Source organism: Arthrobacter sp. PGP41 (assembly GCF_002953935.1).
Classification (GTDB): domain Bacteria; phylum Actinomycetota; class Actinomycetes; order Actinomycetales; family Micrococcaceae; genus Arthrobacter.
In genome coordinates this window covers 1,864,042-1,887,955 of the sequence record NZ_CP026514.1, presented here as the reverse complement: position 1 = coordinate 1,887,955, position 23,914 = coordinate 1,864,042, and the positions used below count along the sequence as shown (strand labels likewise).

22 protein-coding genes and 1 pseudogene are annotated in these 23,914 nt (G+C 61.3%); 10 read left to right on the top strand and 13 right to left on the bottom strand.

Features of this window, described 5'->3' with window-relative positions; translation table 11 throughout:
• Positions 1-68 precede the first annotated feature (68 nt).
• The 6 genes from C3B78_RS08555 to C3B78_RS08530 form a co-directional block, all read right to left on the bottom strand.
• Positions 69-992, bottom strand: a complete 924-nt coding sequence (locus C3B78_RS08555) for an SDR family NAD(P)-dependent oxidoreductase (RefSeq protein ID WP_158677217.1) — start codon at positions 990-992, stop codon at positions 69-71.
• Positions 993-1,034: 42 nt separating this feature from the next.
• Complete coding sequence (locus tag C3B78_RS08550) at positions 1,035-1,811, bottom strand: SDR family NAD(P)-dependent oxidoreductase (protein WP_104997687.1); 777 nt, start codon at positions 1,809-1,811, stop codon at positions 1,035-1,037.
• Positions 1,811-2,761: an isocitrate lyase/PEP mutase family protein gene (locus C3B78_RS08545; RefSeq protein ID WP_104997686.1), complete on the bottom strand. Its 951-nt coding sequence runs from the start codon at positions 2,759-2,761 to the stop codon at positions 1,811-1,813. The genes C3B78_RS08550 and C3B78_RS08545 overlap by 1 nt, the downstream gene beginning before the upstream one ends.
• Positions 2,758-3,276, bottom strand: coding sequence for a cupin domain-containing protein (locus C3B78_RS08540; protein ID WP_104997685.1), 519 nt, complete (start codon positions 3,274-3,276; stop codon positions 2,758-2,760). Before C3B78_RS08540 ends, C3B78_RS08545 begins: the two co-directional genes overlap by 4 nt.
• A gap of 36 nt (positions 3,277-3,312) precedes the next feature.
• The gene (locus C3B78_RS08535; RefSeq protein ID WP_104997684.1) at positions 3,313-4,515 is read right to left on the bottom strand and encodes an LLM class flavin-dependent oxidoreductase; all 1,203 of its coding nucleotides are present in this window, start codon (positions 4,513-4,515) and stop codon (positions 3,313-3,315) included.
• A 74-nt stretch (positions 4,516-4,589) separates the two neighbouring features.
• A complete protein-coding gene (locus C3B78_RS08530) occupies positions 4,590-5,126 on the bottom strand; it encodes a flavin reductase family protein (protein WP_234005555.1) in 537 nt (178 codons plus the stop codon).
• Between the two features lie 261 nt (positions 5,127-5,387).
• Between C3B78_RS08530 and C3B78_RS08525 the strand changes: the two genes are divergently transcribed.
• Positions 5,388-6,434 carry an AraC family transcriptional regulator gene (locus tag C3B78_RS08525; RefSeq protein ID WP_104997683.1) on the top strand — a complete coding sequence of 349 codons (1,047 nt, stop codon included), beginning with the start codon at positions 5,388-5,390 and terminating at the stop codon, positions 6,432-6,434.
• Here the strand turns inward: C3B78_RS08525 and C3B78_RS08520 are convergent.
• On the bottom strand, positions 6,431-8,224 hold the full coding sequence (locus C3B78_RS08520; RefSeq protein ID WP_104997682.1) for a glycoside hydrolase family 15 protein: 1,794 nt from the start codon (positions 8,222-8,224) through the stop codon (positions 6,431-6,433). The genes C3B78_RS08525 and C3B78_RS08520 overlap by 4 nt on opposite strands.
• A gap of 546 nt (positions 8,225-8,770) precedes the next feature.
• On the opposite strand from C3B78_RS08520, the gene C3B78_RS08515 reads away from it, so the two are divergent.
• The 9 genes from C3B78_RS08515 to C3B78_RS08475 all read left to right on the top strand — a co-directional run bounded on the left by C3B78_RS08515 (position 8,771) and on the right by C3B78_RS08475 (position 19,865).
• Complete coding sequence (locus tag C3B78_RS08515) at positions 8,771-9,817, top strand: AraC family transcriptional regulator (protein WP_157238390.1); 1,047 nt, start codon at positions 8,771-8,773, stop codon at positions 9,815-9,817.
• A 267-nt stretch (positions 9,818-10,084) separates the two neighbouring features.
• A complete protein-coding gene (locus C3B78_RS08510; RefSeq protein WP_158677216.1) occupies positions 10,085-11,536 on the top strand; it encodes an MFS transporter in 1,452 nt (483 codons plus the stop codon).
• 228 nt (positions 11,537-11,764) lie between these two features.
• Entirely contained in the window at positions 11,765-11,905 is a 141-nt protein-coding gene (locus C3B78_RS20010) for a hypothetical protein (RefSeq protein WP_231754780.1), read from the top strand.
• Between the two features lie 316 nt (positions 11,906-12,221).
• Entirely contained in the window at positions 12,222-13,307 is a 1,086-nt protein-coding gene (locus C3B78_RS08500) for a sugar ABC transporter substrate-binding protein (RefSeq protein WP_104997678.1), read from the top strand.
• A 126-nt stretch (positions 13,308-13,433) separates the two neighbouring features.
• On the top strand, positions 13,434-14,531 hold the full coding sequence (locus tag C3B78_RS08495; protein ID WP_104997677.1) for a sugar ABC transporter substrate-binding protein: 1,098 nt from the start codon (positions 13,434-13,436) through the stop codon (positions 14,529-14,531).
• 81 nt (positions 14,532-14,612) lie between these two features.
• Entirely contained in the window at positions 14,613-16,181 is a 1,569-nt protein-coding gene (locus C3B78_RS08490) for a sugar ABC transporter ATP-binding protein (protein WP_104997676.1), read from the top strand.
• Positions 16,178-17,194 carry an ABC transporter permease gene (locus C3B78_RS08485; RefSeq protein WP_104997675.1) on the top strand — a complete coding sequence of 339 codons (1,017 nt, stop codon included), beginning with the start codon at positions 16,178-16,180 and terminating at the stop codon, positions 17,192-17,194. The genes C3B78_RS08490 and C3B78_RS08485 overlap by 4 nt, the downstream gene beginning before the upstream one ends.
• Positions 17,195-17,252: 58 nt before the next feature.
• Positions 17,253-18,017: an SDR family NAD(P)-dependent oxidoreductase gene (locus C3B78_RS08480; protein ID WP_104997674.1), complete on the top strand. Its 765-nt coding sequence runs from the start codon at positions 17,253-17,255 to the stop codon at positions 18,015-18,017.
• A 141-nt stretch (positions 18,018-18,158) separates the two neighbouring features.
• Positions 18,159-19,865: a CocE/NonD family hydrolase gene (locus tag C3B78_RS08475; RefSeq protein ID WP_104997673.1), complete on the top strand. Its 1,707-nt coding sequence runs from the start codon at positions 18,159-18,161 to the stop codon at positions 19,863-19,865.
• A gap of 443 nt (positions 19,866-20,308) precedes the next feature.
• Here the strand turns inward: C3B78_RS08475 and C3B78_RS08470 are convergent.
• From C3B78_RS08470 to C3B78_RS08450, 6 genes and pseudogenes are all read right to left on the bottom strand, one after another.
• Positions 20,309-20,461 (bottom strand): annotated as a pseudogene (locus C3B78_RS08470) (IS3-like element ISRhosp5 family transposase); the annotation flags it as partial.
• A gap of 305 nt (positions 20,462-20,766) precedes the next feature.
• Complete coding sequence (locus C3B78_RS20375; protein WP_104997671.1) at positions 20,767-21,048, bottom strand: PfkB family carbohydrate kinase; 282 nt, start codon at positions 21,046-21,048, stop codon at positions 20,767-20,769.
• 277 nt (positions 21,049-21,325) lie between these two features.
• Complete coding sequence (locus C3B78_RS19670; RefSeq protein ID WP_157238396.1) at positions 21,326-21,493, bottom strand: hypothetical protein; 168 nt, start codon at positions 21,491-21,493, stop codon at positions 21,326-21,328.
• Positions 21,494-21,539: 46 nt separating this feature from the next.
• Positions 21,540-21,833 (bottom strand): Dabb family protein, encoded by a 294-nt coding sequence (locus tag C3B78_RS08460; RefSeq protein ID WP_104997670.1) that lies wholly within the window; start codon positions 21,831-21,833, stop codon positions 21,540-21,542.
• The gene (locus tag C3B78_RS08455) at positions 21,830-22,291 is read right to left on the bottom strand and encodes an SDR family oxidoreductase (RefSeq protein WP_158677214.1); all 462 of its coding nucleotides are present in this window, start codon (positions 22,289-22,291) and stop codon (positions 21,830-21,832) included. Before C3B78_RS08455 ends, C3B78_RS08460 begins: the two co-directional genes overlap by 4 nt.
• 315 nt (positions 22,292-22,606) lie before the next feature.
• Positions 22,607-23,341 (bottom strand): NADPH-dependent F420 reductase, encoded by a 735-nt coding sequence (locus tag C3B78_RS08450; protein ID WP_104997668.1) that lies wholly within the window; start codon positions 23,339-23,341, stop codon positions 22,607-22,609.
• Between the last annotated feature and the right edge of the window lie 573 nt (positions 23,342-23,914).

Here is a 23,914-nt window from a genome sequence, read left to right as displayed (position 1 = left end):
TTGTTTTGAGTTGAGAGCCAGTGTTGGCCGTGATCTTGCCGGTAAGAGACGGTTATGCAGCGACGCGGTCACCTCGAGACGTCTGCCGCGTTGGCGGGGAGGACCTCGTCCAGCTCCGGCGCCAAGTACACCATCTGGTCGCGGAACGACTCGCTCGCGTTGCGGAATGCCCGCAGCTCGCCGTCCTTCATGAGCACCTCTCCGCTGTCGGCCCAGCTCTCCGGCGTGGGCGCTTCGACCTTCATTCGCGGCATGCCGGCAATCGCGACGCGACCGGCAGCAACTCCGGCGATCTCAAACGTTTCGCCGAAAACTGCCGTGTCCTGGTGCGCCAACCACGTTACGAAGGCAGACACCGAGCTTGCCGGAACGGTCGTGCGCATCGCGTCCTTAATGACGGGGTTAGGGAAGGCGTCCTCCGTCATCGGCGTCAAGGCAACCGGCATCAGCGTGGTGACTTGAACTCCCACCTCGCGGGCCTCGGCCGCGAGGGTGATGCCGAGACCCCAGATGGCGGCCTTGGCGGCGTTGTAGGCCGAGTCCGTGGGCACGCCCATGACCCCGTTTGACGAGATGTTGATAAGCCGCCCAGTGCCTGAGGCGATGAGGTGCGGCATGGCAGCACGTGAGACTCCGACGACGCCCTTGACGGCCACGTCGAAGATGCGCCACCACGTGTCGGCTTCCATCTCCCAGAAGCGGCCGAACGCATTAATCCCGGCGTTGTTCACGACGATGTCGAGCTGCCCAAAGGAGTCGAGTGCGGTCTGGACGATCTCAGGCGCCTCGGTGACGACGTTATGACTGTCCACCACTGCGGTGCCGCCTGCGTTGGTTATTTCGGCCACAGCTTCGGCTGCGTTCGCCGCGTTGACGTCATTGACGACGACCCGCGCCCCGCGGGAGGCGAGCATCTTTGCGTGCTCGCGGCCCATTCCCTGTCCTGCGCCCGTGACGATTGCCACCCGGCCGTTGAAATCAAGATTAGTCATTTTCAGTTGCTCCATATTTTTTGAACCGGATGGCAGTGCCACTTACTTGCCGGCCAGCCAGCCGCCGTCGACCGCCAGGGAGATTCCGGTAACCATGCGGGCTTGGTCAGAGCAGAGCCACACAACGGCATCTGCCTGATCCTCGGGTTCGGCCAGGTCGCGCATCGGGATCGCCGACAGAATCCTTTCCCGGAATTCGGGCGGGTTCTGCTCGAAAGCGTTCTTCATCATGGGACTCGTCGTCGATCCGGGTGTGAGGGCGTTGATGCGAATGCCCAGGGGGCCGTAGTCCATGGCCGCGTTCCTCGTGATCCCGACAACGCCAAACTTCGAGGCGGTGTACGGGGCGTTGTTGGCGATTCCTACGAGGCCCGCAGCAGAAGCAGTGTTGACGATCGCACCGCCACCGGTCTTCAGCATCGCGTTGACTTCGTGCTTAAGGCAGTAGAAGGTGCTGTACAGGTTCACCTTCATGACCCGGTCCCAGGTCGCGCTGTCGGTCTCCCCAATAGGTGCGAAGACCCCGTTCATCCCGGCATTGTTGAAAGCGAAGTCCAGCTGCCCGAAGTTCGACACCGTCGCATCGACAAGGCCCTTGACCTGCTCCTCGTCGCTGACATCACACTGGAAGAAGACAGCCTTCCCACCAGCTGCTGCGATGATCTCCACCGTTTCGCGCCCGGCTGCCTCATCAATATCGGACACCACTACGCGCGCGCCGTTCTTTGCGAACGCCAGGGCACTAGCCCGGCCAATGCCCGAGCCCGCGCCGGTGACGAGTCCGGCTTTGTCTTTCATCATCAGTTTCTCCTCATTCATTAGTAGCTCTCTCCAACGTGGACGTTGTTGTCATAGTTGCGGCGCGAGTCCTGGGGGAGGAACCTGTCCTCGGTTTCACGCACGTAGTCGGTCAAGGGACGACCGAACATTGCGCCCCAGCCGATACTGTCGGGGCCATCGTTCAAGTGGTCGATGTACTCGCCGATGGGCGTAGCCTCTCCTGATTTCTTGACCTGCATCAGCAAGCGCCAAACCTCTTTGACCCCGGGAAGCACGAAGGCCACGGGCTGTATCGCCTGGCCAATCTTTGTCATCTCGGCGACGGTCTTACGTCCGATCAGCGGAACCCCGACGGCGTAGGCTGGCCCGGGCGTCTCCTTCAGCGCGAATTCGGCCTGCTCCCAGGTATGGAATCCCTCGTAGAAGATGACGTCCGCGCCGGTCTCGGCTTTGTAGAGCTGGGCGCGGCGGATCGCCTCATCCACGCCACCGCCGGCGGCTCCGTAGCCGTCTGTACGGGCAACGATGACGAAATCGCTGTCCAATTTGTCGCGGGCATCCACGGCTGCGTTGAGTCGTCCGATAGCCTCGGCGTCCGACACCAGTTCGATCCCGGCGACACCGCCTGATTTCTTGGGCTCCCGCTGATCCTCAATGTGGATTCCGGCGACGCCCGCGTCAATGAACTCGGACACCGTGCGCTGAACGTTGATCGGCGCACCAAAGCCGGTATCGGCGTCGCAATAAATGGGAATGTCAGCGGCGCGGGCAGTGCGCTTTGCGTGCTCAACCACCTCGGTGAGGGTGAGCCATCCCGTGTCGGAGACTCCCTGCCACCAGGCAGACATACCGCCGGAGAGCTGGAAGGCATCGAAGCCGGCGTGCTGCGCCATCTGTGCGTGGAGCGGCAAGGCGCCGAACGGCACCAGTGCCGTTTCGGGACTGTCGAAGACTGCACGCAGCGCCTTGCCGGGTGAGGTCAGGCTCATGATGCGGCCTCAGGGGTGTTGAAACCGACCGTGACCACGACGTAGACGCAGTCCTCGTCGTAGGGGTTCTTCCAAGCATGGGGTACGCCGGCCATGACGAGCAGGTCTCCCGGAACGAGCGTGCGCTTCTTACCGCCGGGGAGTACAAGGTCCACCTTGCCTGAGATAACCACCTCGTAATCGATGGTGTCGCTCGCGTGCATTCCGGCGTCGCCGTCGTCGGTGGCGCTCATGCTTTCGTCGAGCGTCGCCGCGTCCACTTCGCCTGACGAGTGCGCGGGGAAGCTGCTGATACCGAAGGTGGATCCATTGCGTCCCGCTAGGGCGACCTTGCTTGGCGGGGCACCGAAGTTCGTTTTGCTGTGGCCTCCGTCCACGGCCCAGTAGAAAGCGCCCGCTGCCACGCCGGGGAAGTCGAATTCGGCGGCCGGGCCAACTTCGAGGAAGTCTGCTTCGCCGGATTCGTTCGGTCCCGCGACGACGAGTTGGAATTTCTTGGGATCAGGAAAAGTCATCTGTGTTCACTCCTTTCTGGATGGACGCTTTGGTCGTCAGGCGCGCAGGCCCGCCTCGCGCATCAGCGGGAAGACCTGCTCGTTCAGCCGGTCGAGGCCCTCGTCATAGTCGACGAGGCCGGTGCAGATGCCGGTGATGCCCGAGGCCTGCAACTTCTGCAGCTCCTCGACCACCATCTCGGGGGTGCCCGTGATCGGCATGAGCGCCGCGCGGCCAAAGGCCCTCACGGACTCGTCACGCTTGTAGTCCTCGGACTGCTTGTACTCATCCCAGTTGAAGCTCTGGGTGCCGCTGCGGATGATTTCGCGGTAGCGAAGCGCGCTCTCCCAGTCGGTGCTCTCTGTCACGTAGTCGGCGTAGGCGCGTGCTTCCTTCTCGGTGTCCTTGACGATGATGTGCGCGCCCGCCCACAGGCCGAGGTCCTCGCGACCGGCCGCGTCGGCTTTCTGCCGGATTTTCGGCGTGAGCTCGCCGCTGTGCTCGACGCTTGCCACCGATGCGAACAAGACGTTTGCGTGCTTGAACGCGAACTCCTGACCTGCGGGGCTCGAACCGGCGCTCATCACCATCGGGCGGGGGGACTGCACGGGCTTCGGGTGCGCCTGCGCGCCCTTCAGGTTAAAGAACTTGCCGTCGAAGTCGAACTCCTGCTCCTCATTGGCCCACAGACGCTCGGCGATCTCAATCCACTCGTCGGCGAGTTCGTAACGAACGTCGTGCTCGGGGAGCTCCACGCCGAAGATATCGTATTCAGGCTTGAAGTAGCCCGCTGTGACGTTGAGCCCCATGCGGCCGCCGCTGATGTGGTCAATGGTGGTCACCATTTTCGCGCCCATCACGGGGTTGATGAACTGCACGTTGCAGGTGGCGATGATCTGGATGTTCTGGGTCACCGCGGCCAGTCCCGCGGCCCAGGTGAACGTCTCGAACTGACGGCCCCAAGGCCGGTCGGGACCGGCGAGCCCCTGCCAGCGCGCGATGGGGATGAACCCGTCCACGCCGTACCGGTCCGCTTTCTGCGCGAGATGCTGCACTTCGCCCCAGTTGCCAAGCTTGATGCTGTTGTCGGCGAAGTTCAGGCCGCCCTGCCCCGTGGACACGTTCGCGCCGAAGATCGCCACCTTGAAAGCGTTGTCGCCTCCGACCATTGGGCCGTTATCACGCTCGACTGTATAGTCCGCAACGAAGTCGCGATCAACGGAAGGGCCGGTGGAAGTTTCGTTGGATGCGATGCTCATAATCGCCGTCCTTTCGGGAAGATGAAATTGGATGTGGAACAGGTTGGATTTGTTATGACCGGCGGGGTCACGGTTCAGATCTGGGATGCATCCCCAAGGGCGTGCCAGCGCCGGTTGTGGTAGACCAGCGGGTCTGCAGGCGCCGTGTCTGCTGACAGCGCCGGTGACGCCTGGAGCGCCTCGACGGCCACGATGGACGACCCACCGGCGGCCATCGAGTTGATGATCCTGCCCCGGATCCAAGCCTGGGCCCCCACAAAGTAGGGCTCGCCGGTCTCCAGTCGCGACCAGAGAGAGGTGTCAGCAAAGCGGTCAATTCCGCTGGTGGCGCAGAGTTTGGCGATGTCCACTTGGTCAGCGCCCAGTAAATGGACGATGACGGTGTCTGCGCCGAGGATAGTCGGAGTGCTGGACGAAAATTCCGACACTGAGAATGCGAGAATCGCAGGTTCGGCACTGGCCGAAATGACAGACGTTGCAGTCAGGCCGACCGGCCCGTTCCCCGCATCAGCCGTGATAACAGCGACACCGCCGGGATGGTTGCGGAATGCCGCCTTGAATTCGTCGGCAGTTATTGCCGGTTCAAGGCTTTGGGTGATGGATAAGCTCACCGGATCTCCTTTGATATCAGTGCGCCGGCTTCACTGCCGGCCCTTGCTCAGGGCTTCAACGTTAGGTGCGCAGGTGAGGTAAGCGGCATGGCAAGACATGCCAAACAGATGGGAAACTGCGTCATGCTCGGGCAACTTGTGAATACATGGCGTGGGATGCAAAGCTGGTGACGTGCTTCACATGCTGGGCCGCTGATACTCGTCGCACTGAGGCCCTGAATTGCTGGAGCGCCTCTTCCTCAACGGTGAAAGGAGGCAGCAGTGAAACTAAGCTCTTATCAGAATCTGCGACTACCCAACTTCAGCGTTCACGGACTATGCGCGGTGTTGAAGGACGCGGACCTTGATTGGCAAACTGCGCTCACAAACGCGGAAATCGACCCCGACGCGATCGACCGCCCGGGAGGCACTATTCCTGCGAAGAAGGAGTTGGCGTTCCAACTGCAGTTCGTGGCTCTCACAAAAGATCGTGTCGACCTCTGGGTGAAGGCCGCACAGGCTTACACACTAGGATCCTTCGGCATACGCGGATTGGCCCTCGCTACCGCGCCGACCATTGGGGCCTGGGTAGAAGCCGGCAGCTCAACAGACTATGCCCCCGGCCTGATGGAAATTACGCCTCTCCGGACGTTGGATGGCACTGTGACCGGTATGGAGTACACCTACCCCGATACCCCTGCAGAGCTCATCCCGTTCAGCGTCTACCGCGATTTCTGCGTTATTGCCCGAACTTTCACATGGATGTACGGCGGCCCTTTCCCCTTCACCCGGATCGATTTCCCTCTGGCAGAAGCCTCCCCTGAGATTTTTCCCTTCGTCCCGTGCGTCATCGACTGCGGATCGGATGCACTGCGGCTCTGGTGGGCTCCGGAAACATCGGTACAGGAGCTCCCCTTCGGTAACGCCTTTCAACACGAAGCATGGCTCAAAGCGGATCACCAGATTCTTGACAATCTAAGGGCAACCGGCGACTGGCCCGACACTGTCATGAAGACCATAAAAGCCGCGCCAGAGCTCAACCGCAAACTAGCAAATGTGGCCGCAACACTGCGGGTCTCGCCCCGTACCCTGCAGCGCAAGCTCGAACTCACCGGAGACGACTTCGCCCAGCTCCGGGACAAAGCCCTGCGTGACCTGGCCGGCGATCTGCTCTCGAAAACGGATCACTCTGTCGCACGGATATCACGCACTCTGGGTTACACGGACCCAACGAGCTTCACCATCGCCTTCAAACGGTGGAATGGGATGCCGCCGACGGCCTACAGGGAAGCGTCCCGATACAAGAACAGCGGAAGGTCCAAGGCTTAGACGCCCGCGCTGCGCATGGCGTCTGCGGCCCGTATCAGGGCTAGGTGGGAGAAGGCTTGTGGAAAGTTTCCCGCCATCCGTTTTTCGTTCATGGCGTATTCTTCGCTGAGCAGGCCGAGGTCATTGGAAAGTCCCACCAGGTCGCCCATCAGGTGCTTGGCGTCTGCCAGTCGGCCCGAGCGTGCGTACTGTTCCACCAGCCAGAAGGAGCAGGCAAGGAATGGATGTTCCCCCGGCGCCAATCCGTCGACGCCGGTCTCGGTGCGGTAGCGCATCATCAGGCCCCCTGCGGTAAGTAGGTCCTTCTCCAACTGGGCGACTGTTCCCAGCATCCGCTCATCGTCGTAGCCGAGGAATCCGACCTGCGGCAAGACCAGCAGGGCCGCGTCCGTCTCCTCGCCCCCGTATGTCTGGGTAAAGGAATTAAGGTTGCGGTTGAATCCGAGGTCCGCTATTTCTGCCGCCAGTCGATCCCGATGCCGCTCCCAGTGCCCCAGCGGTCCAGGCAGTCCATGGTCCCGGACAGCCCGTACTCCGCTGTCATAGGCTGCCCACATCATGACGCGGGAGTGCGTGAAGTACTGCGGAGCGCCCCGCATTTCCCACAGCCCCAGGTCTTTGTCTTCGAAGTGTTTGTCCACTGATCCAAGGAGGGCGCGCTGCAGGGCCCAGGAGAAATGGTCCTCCTTACCTCCGGCAAGGCGAAGCCTCTCCAGTACCACCATCACCTCCCCCACAACATCGGCCTGATGCTGGAAGACGGCTGCGTTGCCGATTCGAACGGGTCTGGCGTCCTGATAGCCAGGCAGGTGGGGGAGTTCCTTTTCCGTCAGGTCGCGTTCGCCCCCTACGCCGTACATTATTTGCAGTTCCTCTGGATCGCCCGCGAGCGCCCGCAGGAGCCAGTTGCGCCACTTCAGGGCTTCGGATTCGTAGCCGTGCGTTAACATGGCTTCGAGCGTCAAGGATGCATCGCGCAGCCAACAGTAGCGATAGTCCCAGTTGCGTGGTCCGCCAAACTCCTCAGGCAAGGAAGTGGTAGGAGCGGCGACAATGCCGCCCGTCTCGTAGTGGGTTAGAGCCCGTAAAACCAGAAGTGAACGCTTGACCACACTCTGATAGGGCCCGTCGTAGCGGCAATTGCCCGCCCACGTGGTCCAGTAGTGGATGGCGTCGTCCAGGGCTGCGTCAATATTGATGGCCGGCGGCACGTCGCGGTAGGAAGGGAACCATGTTAGGTGGAAGTCCACGTTCAGTCCCTGCTGGACCGTGAACTCCCCCGCATGCCGGTGGTCTTCTGCTTGCGGAAGGGGGGTGCCCCGCAAAGACAGAGCGTCCGGACCGGACATGGCGAGAAGTATTTCGGCGCCGGGGGCCGCGCTGTCGCGGATCCTGCTCACCCAAGGCAGTACGGTGGCGTACTGGGGCCGAATCCTTATCTCTTGACGCATTTGAACTGTCCCGCTGAGTCCGGTTACCCGCCGGACGAGTGATGGCTGGGCGTCACCCACAGGCATGAAGTCCGTCACCAAGACCTTTCCGGAATTGGTCTGCCACGTTGTTTGGAGTACGAAGGTCGAGTCCACATAGTGACGGTCCACGACAGCGGCCTCCGGCGGACTCGGGGCTAGCAGCCACCGGCCATGGTCTTCGTGCCCGAGCAGGGAGGCAAAGACAGAGGGCGAGTCGAAACGCGGGAAGCAGAGCCAGTCCACACTGCCCTGCCGGGAAACAAGGGGTCCGGTGTGGAGATCCGAAAGCAGCGCATAATCCTCAATCTGGGCAGCCATGCTTCACTCAACCACAAGATGAAAGATCCCCATAGGCCTTGCGGCTCCGGGCAGGAACGCAGGGTTGCTTACCGTGCTTGGGCATTGCGTTGGCCTGGTGTACAGACAAAGAACTGAGGCTGTGCGACCGGTGCAAACGGAACGATGAGCCACTGGTTTCCGTAGAGCTCCACATAGGAGTCTGAAGGGCAGAGTGTGAAGGCTTCTTCGCGCGTCATCTCGTTTCCTCTCCTTCGTTGCTTTGTTTCGGCTCCCTTGCGAGGCCTTGCTTAGCTTCAACGTTAGGAGCCCGCAGCGTTGGACCGGCAGGACCAGCGACGCCAAGTAGATGGGAAACCGCGCCAAACGCGCTCTTTGGCGTGTTGTAAGCCCCCGAAGGTGCAAAGCTACTGACGTGACTTCACGAGCCTTCTGATACTCGGATTTGCCGATGCGCTTTCGAGCAGGAGCCCGTCCCTCCACAAAGAAGAGGAGAGAGATGCTTCCCCCATCCCGTCCTGGACTTGCTAAGTCGCCCCGGTATGCCTGGGGCAGAAGGTGGCGACGGTGAAAGGGGGAACATACCAGAACCTTCGGGTACCAAATTTTAGCGTGCACATACTGCGTGGACTGCTTGAGGATGCGGACCTGGATTGGCAGAGCGCGCTCGCGCATGCGGAAATTGACCCCGATGCGGTGAACCGTCCGGGAGGGACAATTCCTGCGAGGAAGGAATTGGCCTTCCAGCTTCAGTTCGTTGGTCTAACAGAAGATCGTGTGGATCTCTGGGTGCGCGCAGCGCGCGCTTACTCACTGGGCGCCTTCGGGGTGAGAGGATTGGCCCTTGCTACTGCGCCGACCATCGAGGCGTGGGTAGACGTTGCGAGTACCACTGACTATGGCCCTGCGCTGTTCGAACTGGCGTCACTGAGGACACCGGATGGCGCAGTAACCGGGATGGAGTTCACCTACCCCGATGCCCCGGAAGAGCTGATCCCGTTCAGCGTTTACCGCGACCTTTGTTTCATTGCCCGGAATTTCACCTGGCTCTATGGCAGCCCTTTCCCTTTCACCCAGATTGAATTCCCTCTCGCGGAAGCCTCCCCCGAACTTGCGGCTAACGTTCCCTGCGTGATCGACTGTGGCGCCGAAACGCTGCGGCTATGGTGGGACCCAGCAACGTCAGCACAGGAGCTTCCTTTCGGTAACGCCTTTCAGCACGCGGCGTGGATCAAGGCGGATACCCAGATCGTCGACACTCTCAGGGCGACCGGAGACTGGGCCGACACTGTCGCAAAGACCATAAAGGCGGCCCCTGAGCTTAACCGCAAACTGGCAAACGTGGCCGCAACACTTCGAGTTTCTCCTCGCACCCTGCAGCGCAAGCTTGAACTCACCGGGGACGACTTCGCCCAGCTCCGGGACAAGACCCTGAGCGACCTTGCCGCCGATTTGCTCTCGAATACGGATCTTTCGGTAGCGCGCATATCCCGCAGGCTTGGCTATACAGAGCCTGCGAGCTTCACCATCGCCTTTAAACGGTGGAAGGGCATGCCGCCCACGGCCTACCGGGAAGCTTCCCACTACAAAACCAACGTCACATCCGGGGCCTAAGCCTGCCCGCATTGTCCTGATAAACGCAAACGTACCTTGGCGTACTTTCCCATGCGGACGGCGTTCATTGCCATGCCGGGCCGGGGTCCCTCCAACTTAACGTTGAAGCCTGCACTGGCCCGGCAAAGAAGCCGGATTCTTCCGCAGAGCACAACGCATGGCGTCGACGTCGTCGGCAGATCGAACCAATGATCCAGTCATATGCGCTGCTCTTCGCGTCAGGAACGATCCCAGCAGCTGCTGGATATAAACAAAAGGTGGTCAAAGATGACACAAACAATAGCGGTCGAGCCCCGCACCGGCCGAAGCACACCGATCATTGCCCTACTCCTGCTGAGCGGCATAACGCTTGACATCCAGTACGGAATCCTCGCCCCGCTCATCGGGGTGATCGCGACTGAATCAGGCCTGACGGGCTCGGAAATCGGGTGGGTCCTTAACGCGCTGATGATGGGCAGCGTGATTTCCGTCAGCCTGACCGCCCGGATGGGTGATATTTTCGGGCATCGCAAGGTTCTCATCGCACTGATCGTCTTGGCACTGGTGGGATGCGCCCTCGGTGCAACCGCCGACGGTTTCTGGCCTCTGGTCGCGGGCCGGTTCCTCATGGGCCTCGCGGTCACGATTCCACTGAGCTGGGGACTTCTGCGTCCACGTGCTACCGCCCGACAAATCCGGCTGGTCTCGTTGGTGCTCTCGACAGTGATGGCAGTCCTTGTGCCGCTCGCACTTATTGCCGGCGGACTCATCGTTGGACTGGGTTTGCCGTGGGAGACCGTCTTCTGGGTGACCTTTGCTTTGTACGGCGTGATGCTGATCCTGGCTCTGAAGTCACCTGAGACACCTGCCGCCGCCCGTGCTGTGGTCCAGTTGGACTGGTTTGGCGCGCTGGGGCTCGGCGTGTGGGTCACGGCGCTCCTCGTTGGCATTGCTGAAGGGCCCGGCCAGGGCTGGACCTCACCGCTGGTGCTCGGAGCATTCCTCGTCAGTGCCGTGACACTGGCTGCTTGGATCATTCAGCAGCGACGCACCCAGGAACCCCTGGTGTCATTCCGCAACATGGATATCCGGCAGACTCTCATTGGCTACTCCGGAATCCTCCTGATCAGCCTGGTTGGCCAGGGCATCTTCATCGTGCTGCCGGCATGGCTGCAGACCCCGGCTTCGTCCGGGTACGGCCATGGCCTCTCTGCCCTGGACTCCTCATACGTACTCCTCGCGATGATTCCCGGGGCGGCATTGGGATACCTGTGGACCCGATGGGGCCTTCGGCGCCTGGGACCGAAGACCGTCCTGGTTGTTTCCGGATCTGCTGCGGTCCTCGTCTTCCTCGGACTCGCCCTGGCCCACGGCCACGTCTGGCTGTCCTGGTTGTGGGTGTTCCTGTACGCGCTCACGATCCTCAGCTGCCTGACTACGGGATACACCCTCGTTGCAGCCGCTGGCCGCCAGGACAACATGGCAGTGACCGTTGGCATGCAAAACATCATCCAGTTCGTCGGAGCGATGATCGCCGTCGCAATCATCTTGAATGTGCTGGTCCCCGGCGCCGACGGATTCATTCCGGAGGCAACCTTTGCCGGTATCTACATCGCATCGGCCGTGATTATCGCTGTCTTCGTGATCGTCTGGGCGGTGCTGGCACCGAAGCGCATCACCGATCTGCATGCAGTCGACACGGAGACAGATCCCACGAAGGTCCATGTTGCCAGCCACTAAGAGGACCTAAAGCTGATCCTGGAGGCCTCCTCCGGGCGGCGAGCCATTCTCGCCGAAGGCCGGTGAGCAAGTCGCGGACTCAAAACAGCGGGTTGCTCACCGGCCCCACAAGCCGAAAACCACTATTCAACGGACACAACTATGACATTCCACAAGCAAGATGAGTGGCTTCCCCTTATTGGAGAATCCGTACAAATAAGACAGTATGGCCGGTTTGTCCGGACAGGGATGGTTGACGCCGTCACGGCCGACGACAGGATCCTTTGGCTGGGGGCGGATGGTGTGAACCAGCGTCAATTGATCAGCAAAGTCGAGGGATTCGAGGTCTGGATGACCTACAACTGGGAGACCGCCAACGGCGGAAGGTGACGTTCTACCCGGTTAGCCTGCCTGGGGTCCACCAGCAAGGAGCAAGCCCACGAGCACGCATGACTGGCGATTATTGACGATGACTAGGTGAATCGTTCCATATCGCGCATTACGATAGTGATTCACAAATAGCGCAAGTTTTCTCTTGACGGGTGAGCTATGACACAAGTACCGTCGGCATAGCACCCACCAAGATCGCCGAGCAAAGAAGCTGGCGGGCCACCCCGTATTCCGGTCGTCAACGGCGCCAGCCGGATAAACGGGAGGCCAGGGGACGCACGCTTCACAGCATGCGAAAGAAACGCGAGGAGCAAAGATGCGAACAACGAAGTCGCGAATTATGTTGGCTGCTGGATCCACGGCGGTGCTGCTGGCTCTGGCTGGTTGCGCTGAAAGCGCAAGCAGCCAAGGCCCCGCTGCCACTGTTGCGATCGATGTCGGCAACGACATGACGGTCAATCTGAAGGCCAGCCCCAACCTCAAGGTCGCCGTATTCATCCCGGGCGTAGCAAATGCGTACGGGCAGGCGCAGGAGCTCGCCGCGAAGGAGACGGCCAAGGAGCTCGGCATGGAGATGACCTTGTTCGACGGGAGTTACGACCCGAGTCAACAGCTAAACCAGATGCAGACGGCGCTGGCATCCGGGGATTACGACGCCGCCGTGGTGCAGGCGCTCGACGGCACGGTGGTGTGCAAGACCATCACCGAGGATTACCCCAAGGCCAACATCCTGGTGGTGAACAACGTCACGCCGCTGTGCGAGTACGGCATTAATCAGACCGGAGCATCGGTTGAAGAGGTATGGGCGCCCGGCACCATGAACTTCGTCGGCAGCAACAACACCCGCGCCTACATCGATGGCTGGTTTGCCGCCGCGGCCGAGGCGAACCCCGGCAAGCAGAAGGTTGTTGCTGTCCTTGGTCCCGCTGTCGCCGCCCAAACGCGAGTCATTGAAGTTGCCCTCGCGAAATTCGCGAAGGACAACCCTGACTATACGGTCGACAAGCTCTACACCGACTACACCACGACAGGCACGTTCAACGAGACCCAGACTTACCTCCAGGGCCATCCGGACACCACCCTCATCCTGTCCATGTACACGCCGGACATCTCTCGGGGCATCGTCGAAGCCGTAGACGACGCGGGCCTTCTCGGCAAGATCCACATCGTAGACCAGGGTTTCGGCGGGTTTTCGATCGAACAGATCGAGGCGGGGAACATCCAGTTCTCAACCCTGTTCTTCCCATACAACGGGATAAAGGTATCTCTCGAGACCATCGCGGCGGCTCAACGCGGGGATGCCGGCCCTCGTTTTGTGGATGACTCGGTCATTGGCACGGCGAAGAGTCCTTTCACCATCACGAAGGACTCAATCTCCGAACTTCCCCCCGAACTGCGCTAGCCCCGGGTAGCTGCCACTCCCCTAAGCAGAGTCGGCGGACCACGCCACGATCGCGAAGCAAAGAAGCCCGCGGCATCACATATATCCCGGCCGCCTACGGCGCCGGAACAAGCAATCAGGAGAATTATGCGTACACCAAAGTCGCGGGCCATGCTGGCCGCGGGATCCACAGCGGTACTGCTCGCCTTGGCCGGTTGCGCGGGAAACAGCAGCGGCGACCCGGGCAATCAGGGTCCAGCCGGCACGGTCGCAATCGATGTCGGCAACGACACGAAAGTGAACCTGAAGACCGGCCAGGGCCTCAAGGTCGCTGTTTTTATCCCGGGAGTCGCCAATGAGTTCGGGTTGGAGCAGGAGCGGGCGGCGAAGGAAACTGCGAATGAACTTGGTATGGACATGACCTTATTTGACGCAGGATATGACCCGAACAAGCAGCTCAACCAAATGCAGACAGCGATGACGTCCGGAAACTTCGACGCCGCGGTAGTTATGGCCCTCGACGGCGTGATGTCCTGCAAGCTCCTCACCGAGGATTTCGCAAAGGCTAATATCCTCACGTCGATTTCAGGATCGCCCCTCTGCGACGACGGCACAGATCAGAGCGGTAAGTCAGTTGACGAGGTCTGGGTCCCGGGCACCTTGAACTTCGTGGGCAGCAACACCACCCGCGACTACGTCGACGGCTGGTTGGCGGCCGCAGCAAAGGCTAACCCGGGTAAGCAGAAGGTGGTGGCCGTACTTGGCCCGGCGGTCAACACTCAGACGCGCGTTACAGAAGCCGCAATGGCAAAGCTTGCGCAGGACAACACCGACTATTCAATTGACACGATCTACACCGACTGGACCACGACTGACGCGTACAACAAGACCCAGACATACCTGCAGGGCCATCCTGACACTACCCTCATCCTGTCTGCGTCCGCGCCCGACCTAACCCAAGGCGTCATCCAGGCCGCAAAAGACGCCGGTCTTTCCGAAAAGATCCATGTTGCGGACGTCGGTTTCGGCAAGTTCCAGATCGAACAATTAGAAGCCGGCAACGTCCAGCTCTCCACGATGCTCTTTCCTTATAACCAGATGAAGGCAAACCTCAGCTCCATCGCGGCCGCGCAACGAGGGGATGCCGGCCCCCGTTTTGTGGATGACTCGGTCATTGGCACTGCAAAGAATCCTTTTGTGGTCACGAAGGAAACGATCTCAGAACTGCCCGCCGAGCTGCGCTAACACCGCAGGTCGCCCAACCTTGGGCTGGGGCGACGTTCCCTCGAACGCCGCCCCAGCCCAGTACAGAAAGTAGACCCGGCAATGGAGCCTTCGCAATCGGACCCGGCTATCGCCGTCGCGCTTAAAGCGGTATCGAAGACCTACGGTGCCACCCGCGCATTGATCGACGTGGACGTTGAGATCCACGAAGGAACAGTACATGCACTGATCGGCGAGAACGGAGCGGGAAAGTCCACAGCCCTGGGTGCGATCGCCGGTCGCGTCGACTTTGACGGAGGTGTTGTCGAAGTCTTCGGTGAACCGCTTGAACCGGGAAACCTTCGCGCTGCACGCCGGAGCGGCGTCTCAGCCATCTATCAGGAACTGACGATCATCCCGCATCTGGATGCAGCAGCGAATGTATTTCTTGGGTCCGTCCTGTCCCGGTTAGGAGTTCTCTCCAGCCGCGAAATGCGTCGCCGCTACGTCCAGCTGTGTACCGAGCTGGACGTCAGGGTCATACCTGCGGGCGTTCCCGTAGGCACCCTCTCGGTCGCAGAGCAGCAGCTGCTCGAGATCATGCGGTCCCTGGTCATCGATCCGCGCGTCATCCTCTTTGATGAGCCGAGCGCCTCGCTCGCCGTCGAGGAGCGGGAGGCGCTCTACAAGGCGATCGAAGGGTTACGCAAGCGCGGTGTCACCATCGTGATCGTGAGCCACAACTTCGACGAGATCGAACGCCTTGCCGACTGGATAACGGTCTTCAGGAACGGCCGGGCCATCACCACGAGCAGGCGCGGGGAGAAATCCCGGGCTGAACTCGTGCGTGCGATGCTCGGTGACCAGCGGGGTGACCAGACGCTTAGCCGCGTGCTCCTGGACAAGCCGGTGGAAATACACGCCGGACCTATCGAGCCCGGCGTTGCCCCGATTCTTGAGGTGGTTGGGCTCACCGTTCCGGGAGCCATTGAAAATATCGACCTGGACGTGAGGCCCGGGGAAATACTTGGCATCGCCGGTTTGGTAGGTTCTGGCCGTTCGACGTTACTTAGGGCGATCGCTGGCGCGGAACCCACTGCACGGGGCACCATCCGCCTGGCGGGCGCAGAGCCTGCCTGGCCGCGGACTGTGCGGGCCGCGCGCAAACTCGGAATCGGTCTAATCCCTGAGGACCGCAAGGGAGAAGGGCTCGTCCTGCTCCGCAGCGCGGCGGACAACATCGCCCTCTCCAACCTTGGCTCCGCCTCAACCGGGGGCGTGATTGTCCGTAAGAAACTCCGTGCCATGGTCGCCGACGCAGCCTCCAGGCTGAACTTCCCCGTAGCCCGATTAGGTGAACGCAGCGACAGGTTCTCCGGCGGCAATCAGCAGAAGTTGCTGATGGCACGGTGGTTGTACGACCGACCCCGAGTGCTCCTCGCCGACGAGCCAACACGCGGCATCGACGTCGGCGCCAAGGGCGAACTCCTGGAGACGTTACGCCTGATGGCGGCCGAGGGCGTTGCCGTGATCATGGTCTCGTCCGAGCTTGAAGAAGTGTTGGCGGTGTCCGACCGGGTGCTCGTAATTGCCAAGGGCCACAGCATGGGGCTCCTTGAGCGGACCGGCGATCAGCAGATCGCCATGGAAGACGTACTGCAAGCAGCGTTTGGATTGAAGGAGCACGCATGAGCGCCACCATCGACCGGGACACCACCCCGGAAGGAACCGTTATTCCTGCTGTGACAGCAGGCAAAAGCCTCAACCTGCGAGAGAGAGCAGCAAGTCTCGGGATGGTCTGGGTGCTCATCATCCTCGTCATCACAGCGGTCATCCTCAATCCCCGGTTCCTCAACCCGGGAAACCTGGTCAACATCCTGACCCAGAACGCGCCCGTCGGCATTATCGCGGTAGGGATGACGTTCATCATCATCGCAGGAGGCTTTGACCTTTCGGTGGCCGCCGTCCTGGCTATCGGCGGGGTGTCCTACGCAACGCTGTCCCACATGATGCCTGCGGGGCCGGCCATACTCATCACGCTGGCGATCGGATTCCTCCTCGGCCTGATCAACGCCCTCCTCATCACAAAAGCGAAAGTGAACGCGTTTATCGCAACTCTCGCCACCGCGTCTTTGTTCAGCGGCCTGACCCTGCTGTACACAAACTCCAAACCGGTTTCCATGGCAACGGGCGGCTACGACTTCCTTTCCGATGAAGACTTCCTCGGAGCCCCGCTCTCCGTCTGGCTTCTTGCGGTCCTCGTCGCGGCAGGATGGTTCGCACTTTCCAAAACCGTCTACGGCCGGGGAATCTACGCAATCGGCGGCAACAACGAAGCCGCACGGCTGGCCGGACTCCCCGTAACCTCACTGCGCGCAAGTACCTACGTGCTGACAGCCATGCTCGCCGCACTCGCCGGCATCGTCCTAGGATCGGTCATCGGCGTCGGACAGCCAGGCGTAGCCGTCGGAGTCACACTCAACTCGATCGCCATCGTCATCATCGGCGGAACTTCACTGCTCGGCGGAGAAGGCGCCATGTGGCGAACCCTCGTCGGCATCCTGATCTTCGGAACCATCAACAACGTCTTCGACATCCTCGCATTCCCGCAAGCAACACAAGAGGTCGCCCTCGGCGTGATCGTACTCGCCGCCGTATCCCTCGACGCCTACACCCGGTCACGGAAACGCTCAGGAGAAGCCTGACCTGCCGCGACAACGGCAGCTTTGCTGAAGAATCCCCTATCAGAGAAGGAATATGAATATGTCACGATTGGCCGGCAAGGTCGCCATCATTACGGGTGCAGCCAGCGGACTGGGGCTCTCCGCCCTCAAGCTCTTCGTGGCCGAAGGGGCCCGGGTACTGGCTACGGACATCTCCGCGGAGGCACTGCAGCAGGCGGTCGATGAAGTTACGGCTGATGGTGGCGAGGCAATCGCCCGCACTCACGACGTCTCTTCCGTTGAGGATTGGAATCGTGTGGTTGATGACGTCCTGCTGGAGTGGGGCACGATCGACATCCTGATCAACAATGCTGGCATTGCCCTGCCAAATGGTATTCTCGACGCCGGGCTGGAGGACTGGAACAAGGTCATGGCCATCAACGCCACCGGACCCTGGCTCGGGATGAAGAGTGTAATCCCCACCATGCAGGCCGCCGGCCACGGTTCCATTGTGAACGTCTCGTCGATCGCCGGGATTATCGGTGGTGGCGCCGGGGACGGCGGGGGCGCGGCATATTCCGCCTCGAAGGGTGCGGTCCGGTCCCTGACAAAGCACGCTGCCCAGTGGTTCGCAAAGGACAGCATCCGGGTAAACTCGGTGCATCCGGGTCCGATCGATACCGGCCTGACCCGTGGTTACGGGTTCACCAGGGAAACGCTGGCCAACCCCGGAACTGTTCCTTTGCCGCCCCACGCCGGGGAGGCCTCCGACATCGCGTACGGCATGCTCTACCTTGCCTCGGACGAGGCAAAGTTCATCACCGGTAGCGAGCTCGTCATCGACGGCGGATTCATCTCTCGCTGAGGAAACCTACTCCTAGTACTACAGCGGGCCGTCATTGCCAACGAAGATGTCGCGGTATCGCTTCGACCATTCATAAGCTAGCCGCCCACGACCCCGAAACGGGATCGTAGTGGATGCGGTCGACTTCAGAAGGACAAGCACATGCATGAAATCACCCTTCAACTTGACGTTCCCGCCACGATGCGCGACGGCACCATTTTGCGAGCAAACGTTTTCCGCCCTGAGGGAGAAGGTCCTTTCCCTGTTCTTCTTGCCCGCCACCCTTACGACAAGAATTTGATGGAGACCGGCCAGCTCGACGTCAGGACGTTGGTGCGAGCTGGCTACATGGTGGTCACGCAGGACTCCAGGGGTCGCTTCACTTCCGACGGCGAGTGGCATCCCTTGCAACACGAACGCGAGGATGGCTACGACACCGTTGAATGGGCGGCTTCTCTACCGGGCAGCAACGGCAGGGTGGGCATGTTTGGCCCCAGCTATCTCGGCAGCACCCAGTGGAGCGCCGCGATTGCCCGTCCCCCACATCTGGCGACCATCGTCCCTGCCACAACTTTCGCCGACCCGGACAACGGCTTACTGTTCCGAGGCGGGGCGATCGAGTTCGGAAACAACCTTTTCTGGGGACTGTTTACCGCCTTGGGCCAGATCCCGAAGGCCGGGCTCGAGGCCGACGCAATGATGAGGCAGTTGGGGACGACGTTCACCGACCTTGACGCTCTCGCCACCCGCACGTATTGGCAGCTACCGGCAGGTGCCCCTGCGGCGCTGGCGGCGACAGGTCAGCCGGACCTCGGGGTCACCCGAGCCTTGGCGGATCCCACAACCATGGAGGACACACGCGTCTCAAGCAAGTACGACGATATAGACGTTCCCACCTTGGGGTTCGCGGGCTGGTACGACCTCTTTCTGCAAGGAGACATCGACAACTACGTCGGCCTGCGGGCACGCGGCCGTACCGCTCGCCTCGTAATCGGGCCCTGGCACCATGGCAGCCTCTCATCGCCTTGGAATGGAGGCCAGGTCGGTGAAATCAACTTCGGCCTTTCCGCCCAGACCCCGGGCGGACAGACGGTCACTGATATCGAGCGAGAGTGGTACGACCACTGGCTAAAGGACATGCCCGCCACCCACGCACACGAACCCGGTGTCCTGATCTTCGTTATGGGTACGAACCAGTGGAGGTCCGAAGAGGACTGGCCGCTCGCACGGGCCAAAGACACGGCGCTGTATCTCAACGAGGACAAGACTCTGACATGGTCAGTGCCCGAGCTTGACGAGGCCGGGTCGGGCTTCACCTACGACCCGGCTGACCCCGTCATCACCCGAGGTGGAAGCATCCAAATGGCCTCCGACTTCCCCGCAGGCCCTTTCGACCAGCGCGTCGTGGAGGCCCGTGACGACGTTCTGGTTTTCACCACCGATCCGCTTGAGGCTGACCTCGAGATCACCGGACGCGTGCGCGCAACCATCTTCGCCTCCACGGACGGTCCCTCCACCGACTGGGTAGTGCGGCTGTGCGAGGTCGACGCGGCTGGCATATCGCGCAATATCACCGACGGGATAACACGTGTGCATACCGAATCGGAGCGTGTCGACGAGGTCGATGTCGACCTGTGGTCGACCTCCATCGTTATAAAGGCGGGCCACTGCCTGCGCGTGCAGGTGACTTCCAGCAATTTCCCCCGCTGGGACCGCAACCTCAACACCGGGGAACCCGTGACTGAGGGCACTTCCATCCGCGTCGCACAGCAGCGGCTCTACCACGACCGCAAACGTCCCTCGCGAATCATTCTCCCGATCGTCCCCAGTGGACCGGAGAACGTATTGGCCAACCGCGAGGGTCAGTAAAGTTTGCTACCCTGGCACGCTTTCGGTGGTGGAGCCCAACGTCGTTCAGGCGAGGAGGATGCGGTGGTGGGATTGGCCTCGTTGGGCTCCAAAAGAGCGGCGAACGCCTGGACCAGGCTGAGCCCTGCGGTGATCGCCGGGCAGGAGGCGGCGAGCTGGTCGAGGCGCTCTTGCTGTCCGACGGTGAGCCTGTCCGGTCTGCTTAGAGGGAGGCGGGGAGGCAAGGCGGGGTAAGAGGTCCGGGACGCTCATCCTGGTGCGGCCCTGGTTCAGGTACGGGGTCAGCTGGTTCCCGCTGCCCTGGTAGCCCAGCTCAGGGGTCTCGCGGAGGAGCTGTTGAACCGGCCCTGGGCTCGGTCGCCCGGCGGCTGGGCAGGTGCTTCCGATACGGGTCCGCGAACGTGGGCCGGTACGGCGGGACGCGCTGGAGGCGTTCAGGCGTACAGGTCGATGACGGTGGCTAGGTACCACGGCTTGGAGCCCTTGATCAGCAGGTAGGTCATGTCCCCGACGTAGCGCTGGTTCGGGGCCGAAGCAGTGAAGTCCCGGCCCAGGATGTCCGGGATCCTTGCCGCGGCCGGGCCGGGGACGGTGGTGCAGTGCCGGATCCCCGAGAGGCGAACAAGAGCGAACAAGGCGGCGAAAAAGACTCTCACCCCGCAGCGGGCCGTCGCTTCGGTGTACCGAAAGCCCTCCTTGCTCGTGATACACGATTAGCAGAGAGACCGTCTCCTCGTACACCCGGCAAGCAAGGTTGGAATGAGCGTTTCCGTGCCGGGGTCGTCGTTATCCCATATCCGGATGTCGCCATGGCTTGACGGAATCTACATGGGGGGAAGAGAAAGGTCCACCGAGAGGGCAGCAAGGACCACGATATCGACGAGTTGCCCCAGCCCAGATGCTAGCTGGCAAGGTGTACCTTCCCGGAAACGGCGTAACAGCCTGAGCGCTGGTTCTCACTGGTCGTAGACAGGGGCGGGTTCTCCCTGGAGTTCGCGGACGACGACGGCCGTGGGCATGCCAGAGGTTGCACCGAGGGACTGCGTCGAGAGGGACGCCTGGCAGACCGCCCTGTTCGCGGCATGAGGAGGGACTCGCCCTTGGTCAGGGCGTTACCGAGGACTCCCACGAAAGTGTCGCCGGCGCCAGTGGTGTCCACCACATTCACCGAGGGCGCTGGGATCTGGGTCGACTCTCCGCTGAGCTAGATCAGGGCGCTTCGACCTCCGAGAGTTACGACGAGGAAGGTCGGCGCCTTTCGTCCGGCCATGGCCCCCCAAGCAGAGCCGGGTTCTCTGGGACGCGCTGGCCGAAGATGACCTCGAACGCGCCTTCGTTAACGAACATCACATCGCACCAGCACCAGGAGTTCCGTGTCGAGCGCTCGGGCCCGCGCGGGGTTGAGCACAAAGATCCCCCTCGACCGCTGCGCAGCTCTGCGAATTACGTCCAGCGGCACTTCAGGCGAGCACTTCGGCTGCTTCTGCGGCAGCTTCGGCTGCTTCCGTGACGCTGTGGGGACTCACCGTCGCGTTGGCCTCGCTGACGACGACGATCGAGTTTTCGGCAGTTGCGGGCGAAGTTCTGTCACAGTTCTGCTGGGATCCGAAACCCGCCTTGTCTGCCATCGCCACAAGCGGGGCCCCGAACCGCTAGTTCGGGGGCCCCGCGTTGTTAAATCTCGAGGTCGAGGATGGCAATGTCGGTGTTTTTGCGGAACTCGAGGATGAACATGGCCACCTCCATGTGGGTGGGGTCGGCCGAGAACACTTCCAGGGCGGCGCGGTCATCGAGCTCGGCGACGAGGCCGAAGTCGAAGTTTCCTTCGATACCTATGTCGATGCCTGCCTTTAAAGAGCGCAGGCCGGGGATGACACCGACGAGTGCTTCAAGTCGATCGATGGCCTCCTGCACGCGCTTCGCCGGTGTGCCTTCGATGACGCGGAATAAAACGATGTGTCGGATCATGGTGTCTCCTTTACTGGGCGGCGTGGCCGCCGTCGATGATGATGTCGGCGTCGGTTCCGGTCACGAACCCGCGGCTCGGCGAGGAAGAGCACGCGGTAGGTGATGTCGATCGGATCGGCGCCGAAGATCGGGATCTTCGAGAGGACCGCGTCGGCGGTTTCCTTCGACATGGCTTCTATAATGGGGGTGCGGGTGAGCCGCGATCGGACCGTATTCAGGCGGACGTCGGCCTTGGCAACGTCCAGCGCGATCTTCTTCGTGATCGCGCGCAGAGCCTCCTTGATAGCCGAGTACGCCGCTGGGCCACCGCTGACACCGCCCACGAGACCGGCTGCAGACGAGATCTTGACGATCGAACCCGTGCCGTTCTTCTTGATCTCGGCATCGCAGCTTCGAGCGGCGTGCCGGGGATGTTGACGTCGAGGATGCGGATCGTCTCGCCGGCGTCGATGTCCCACATATCCTGTGTCTGGCCGGTGTTGATCAGGGGTGTCCACCTTGCCGAACGCCTCAGCGGCCTTTGGAACGAAGTCGACGCAGTCGCTCTTCGTGACGATGTTGTGCTTGAGCCCGACGGCTGCCTTGGATCCAGTCGCTTCATTTGATCTCTGCGACCGTCTCTCTAACAGCGCGTGAGGTCCGTGGCGACGACCTTCGTGCCCTAAGGGCGAAGAGCTTAGCCTCAAACTTGCCTTGCCCCCCGGCCGCTCCTGTGATGATTACGGCCTTCCTGTATAGACGTCGCCTGATGTTTGCCCTGTTTTTGGCAGACGCTAATTATGTGCTGCGCGGTTGATCGCGACAGTTTCGTCCAGAGACGGCATCTTCTCGAAAGAGCCGAAGTACTCGATGAGACGGTCACGCGTGATCGTCGCCTTGTCTTTCTCGGCCGCGGCAATAGCCTTGGCGAGGTCTGCCAGGCCGAGCTCGGTGCAGTAGGCCGGGGTGCCCGGCTGCTGGCGCCACGAGTCGGCAATTACGCCGGCGTCGAAGGGGTCAAAGCCGGTGTCGCCCACGAGGCCCATGACCGTAGCGCGAGCCTCGGCGGAGTCCGCAGCGACAGGGATTGCAATTCGGCCAGGAGATCCTGCGGGGAGTCCCTTGGTCTGCTGGGTACCGGCCAGTGCTGCATTCCATGCCTTCACCACGGGACGACCGAGCTGCTCCTGGCTCCATTCGCTCTCGACCTGTCCGTTGTCTACTGCCTCAACCGGGCCCATCATGTAGGGGTAATAGTTCGACGTGTCGACCACGATCGTGTCCCTAGACACACTGGCCAGGAGATCTGCGAGATCCCGCTGTACCGAGAACGGGACCGCCAGCACGATCACGTCGCGGTCCGTGACCGCGGCGTCCATCTCGGCAGCAAGCGCGCCCGCGGCGAGGACTTCTTCAGCGACGACTTCCGGTCCGCGGGCGTCAGCGACGAGAACGTCGTGTCGAGCTTCGCTGAGACGACGTGCGATGTTGCCGCCGATAGCTCCAGCGCCGATAACTGTGATCTTCATAGGTGTTTCCTTCGTTGGTTGGTCCCACGACAGGTGAGGACCGAATGTACACTCATTCGCGTACAAGAAGCCTAGCAGATGTACGCCTGAATGTGTACATCTTTGGTCTGTGATGGATCACCACCCGATGGATAGGGCAACCACGCCGGCCAGTCGCTTGGCGAATTCCCTCATGGCCCGCCTGAGGAGGATCTCAACCTCTTCGCCGTGTCCGCGCTGAACGTCCCACCCGGCGCTCGTTCATCGAGTTCATCGCCCAGGAACCCGGCACCGGGTGCAGCGGCTCCGACTTCGGCGTACCCGGCATCGCCGGAACGAGCCTGAACAACACCAGACCTCCACAAAAACGAGGAGAAAAAACAATGAAAAAAAGAAGATACAACCCCGCCCCCGATATCGTCATCGTCGGCAGCGTCAACCTAGACATCGGGTGTATCCAAAAAGTCTCACTCGGCCTTTGTGACTCGCAAACTCCTCATCGTCACGAACCTGAGACAGTTTTCGCTGAGACGCAACTTGATAACATCGCCACCCTCAGAATTCCGCGAACCGGAGCTCGCGAAGGTACCAGTA

Coding starts and splice junctions, on each gene's coding strand:
- C3B78_RS08555 (WP_158677217.1), bottom strand. CDS start 992: ATGACTAATCTTGATTTCAACGGCCGGGTGGCAATCGTCACGGGCGCA.
- C3B78_RS08550 (WP_104997687.1), bottom strand. CDS start 1,811: ATGAATGAGGAGAAACTGATGATGAAAGACAAAGCCGGACTCGTCACC.
- C3B78_RS08545 (WP_104997686.1), bottom strand. CDS start 2,761: ATGAGCCTGACCTCACCCGGCAAGGCGCTGCGTGCAGTCTTCGACAGT.
- C3B78_RS08540 (WP_104997685.1), bottom strand. CDS start 3,276: ATGACTTTTCCTGATCCCAAGAAATTCCAACTCGTCGTCGCGGGACCG.
- C3B78_RS08535 (WP_104997684.1), bottom strand. CDS start 4,515: ATGAGCATCGCATCCAACGAAACTTCCACCGGCCCTTCCGTTGATCGC.
- C3B78_RS08520 (WP_104997682.1), bottom strand. CDS start 8,224: ATGGCTGCCCAGATTGAGGATTATGCGCTGCTTTCGGATCTCCACACC.
- C3B78_RS08510 (WP_158677216.1), top strand. CDS start 10,085: ATGACACAAACAATAGCGGTCGAGCCCCGCACCGGCCGAAGCACACCG.
- C3B78_RS20010 (WP_231754780.1), top strand. CDS start 11,765: ATGGTTGACGCCGTCACGGCCGACGACAGGATCCTTTGGCTGGGGGCG.
- C3B78_RS08500 (WP_104997678.1), top strand. CDS start 12,222: ATGCGAACAACGAAGTCGCGAATTATGTTGGCTGCTGGATCCACGGCG.
- C3B78_RS08495 (WP_104997677.1), top strand. CDS start 13,434: ATGCGTACACCAAAGTCGCGGGCCATGCTGGCCGCGGGATCCACAGCG.
- C3B78_RS08490 (WP_104997676.1), top strand. CDS start 14,613: ATGGAGCCTTCGCAATCGGACCCGGCTATCGCCGTCGCGCTTAAAGCG.
- C3B78_RS08485 (WP_104997675.1), top strand. CDS start 16,178: ATGAGCGCCACCATCGACCGGGACACCACCCCGGAAGGAACCGTTATT.
- C3B78_RS08480 (WP_104997674.1), top strand. CDS start 17,253: ATGTCACGATTGGCCGGCAAGGTCGCCATCATTACGGGTGCAGCCAGC.
- C3B78_RS08475 (WP_104997673.1), top strand. CDS start 18,159: ATGCATGAAATCACCCTTCAACTTGACGTTCCCGCCACGATGCGCGAC.
- C3B78_RS19670 (WP_157238396.1), bottom strand. CDS start 21,493: ATGGCAGACAAGGCGGGTTTCGGATCCCAGCAGAACTGTGACAGAACT.
- C3B78_RS08460 (WP_104997670.1), bottom strand. CDS start 21,833: ATGATCCGACACATCGTTTTATTCCGCGTCATCGAAGGCACACCGGCG.
- C3B78_RS08450 (WP_104997668.1), bottom strand. CDS start 23,341: ATGAAGATCACAGTTATCGGCGCTGGAGCTATCGGCGGCAACATCGCA.